Genomic DNA, 1,952 nt, shown 5'->3' on the forward strand with positions numbered 1-1,952 from the left:
GTGTGCTTGCCTGCATTTGCAAGCATCGCTGGACGAATGCAAATCCACCTGTCAGGGCATGCAGTGCCAGACAGTGATGGAGGCGCTTCCAAGGCAAACCATGAGGGCAATACCTTGCTCTCTCGCAAGACGGACGTTCTTCTCCGTGTTGCGAATCCGATGGCAAAGACCGTTGTGTCAGCCGTCAAGCCCGGTGGGCTGGCTCCATGCCATTCACCGGGCTTTCTTGTTTCTGCCTGTTACCACAGTTGCTTGTCCCGTTCTGGTCCAATCGTGGACATTGATACACGGGTCCTCCTGGAGCGCGCTGGCTATGAACATCCCCCTTTTCAGTCATCACAAGTGGGCCAGGCGGGTGCTCTGGGTGCTTGTCGGCGTGCTGGGCCTGTGGGGGCTGGGCTGGCTGGCGGTGCCGCCATTGCTGCGCAGCCAGGGCGAAAAAATCGCCACCGAAAAGCTCGGGCGCCAGGTTTCCATCGGCCGTGTCGAATTCCTGCCCTGGACCCTGGAGCTGAGCATCCACGACCTCGCCATTGCCGGTGCCGACGGCGCTGCTCCCCAGGTGCAGATCAAGCGTATCTATATAGATGCGGAACTGCAGTCCCTGCTGCGCCTGGGGCCAGTGGCCGACGCGCTGGAAATCGACCAGCCCGCCGTGCGCCTCACGCAGCTGGCGCCGGGCCGCTACGACATCGATGACATCCTGGCGCGGCTGAATACGCCAGCCGATGCGCAGAGTTCGCCGCTGCACTTCGCGCTCTACAACATCGCCCTGCACGGCGGCTCGGTGGACTTCAAGGACGAGACGGTGGGCCGCACGCATGCGCTGCGCGATATGGAGCTCAGCGTGCCCTTCCTGAGCAACCTGAAATCCAAGCGTGAGATCAAGGTCGCCCCCCGCCTGGCGTTCAAGCTCAATGGCAGCGCTTTCGACTCGGTGGCCGAGAGCACGCCGTTCGCCGAAAGCCAGAAAACAGATGCCACGATCCGCCTCTCAGGGGTCGATCTGGCGCCCTATCTGGGCTATCTGCCCGCCAGCCTGCCGGTGCGGCCGCAGTCGGGCGTGCTGGATGCCGATCTGCGCCTCGCGTTCGAGCACACACCGACTCCGGCGGTCAAGCTCAGCGGCCGCCTGCAGGCCAGCAAGGTCAAGCTGGCCGATGCGGCGCAACAAGAGCTGTTGTCGTTCGACGTGCTGAAGGTGGCGGTGGGCGATCTGCAGCCGCTGGCGCGCATCGCCCGCATCGATGCCGTCGAACTCGACGCCCCCCACCTCGCCGCGCGCCGCGACCGTGCCGGCCAGATCAATCTGGCGCTGGGCGGGGCGGCGCCATCGGCCAAGGCGCCAACTTCCGGAAACAAGCAGGAGTCCGCCGATTGGCAGCTTGCCGTGGCGCGGGTGGCCGTCCGTGGTGCCCAGGTGGACTGGCGGGACGACAGCCGGCCCGCCATTGCCCATGTGGTTGTGCGCGACCTGGCCTTGAATGCCTCGGCCATCGCGCTGCCGTTTGCCCAGCCTTTGAAGTTCACTGGCAGCGCCCAGGTGGCGGGGGACTATGCCCAGCTGGCGCCGGCGCGCCTGCTGTTCGAGGGGGAGGCCACCGATAAACAGGCCAAGGTGGCGGCATCGGTGCAGGCCTTGCCACTGCAGTTGGCCGCGCCCTATCTGGCGCAATTCGCGACCCCCACGCTGGCGGNTTGAAGTTCACTGGCAGCGCCCAGGTGGCGGGGGACTATGCCCAGCTGGCGCCGGCGCGCCTGCTGTTCGAGGGGGAGGCCACCGATAAACAGGCCAAGGTGGCGGCATCGGTGCAGGCCTTGCCACTGCAGTTGGCCGCGCCCTATCTGGCGCAATTCGCGACCCCCACGCTGGCGGGCACGCTGGATGCCGATGTGGGCCTGGCCTGGAATGCGCCGGCTGTGGTGGCGCATGTGGCCAGGTTGACGCTCGA

Annotated in this window: 2 protein-coding genes; both read left to right on the forward strand. The window is 65.9% G+C overall.

What is annotated here, in order from left to right:
* Positions 1-313 precede the first annotated feature (313 nt).
* Complete coding sequence (locus QZH66_RS15440) at positions 314-1,702, forward strand: DUF748 domain-containing protein (protein ID WP_305806789.1); 1,389 nt, start codon at positions 314-316, stop codon at positions 1,700-1,702.
* A partial coding sequence (locus QZH66_RS15445; protein WP_305806790.1) for a DUF748 domain-containing protein occupies positions 1,699-1,952 on the forward strand: 254 nt, incomplete at its 3' end. The genes QZH66_RS15440 and QZH66_RS15445, both read left to right, overlap by 4 nt.

This window comes from Stenotrophomonas sp. YIM B06876, from assembly GCF_030711595.1.
Taxonomy (GTDB): domain Bacteria; phylum Pseudomonadota; class Gammaproteobacteria; order Xanthomonadales; family Xanthomonadaceae; genus Stenotrophomonas.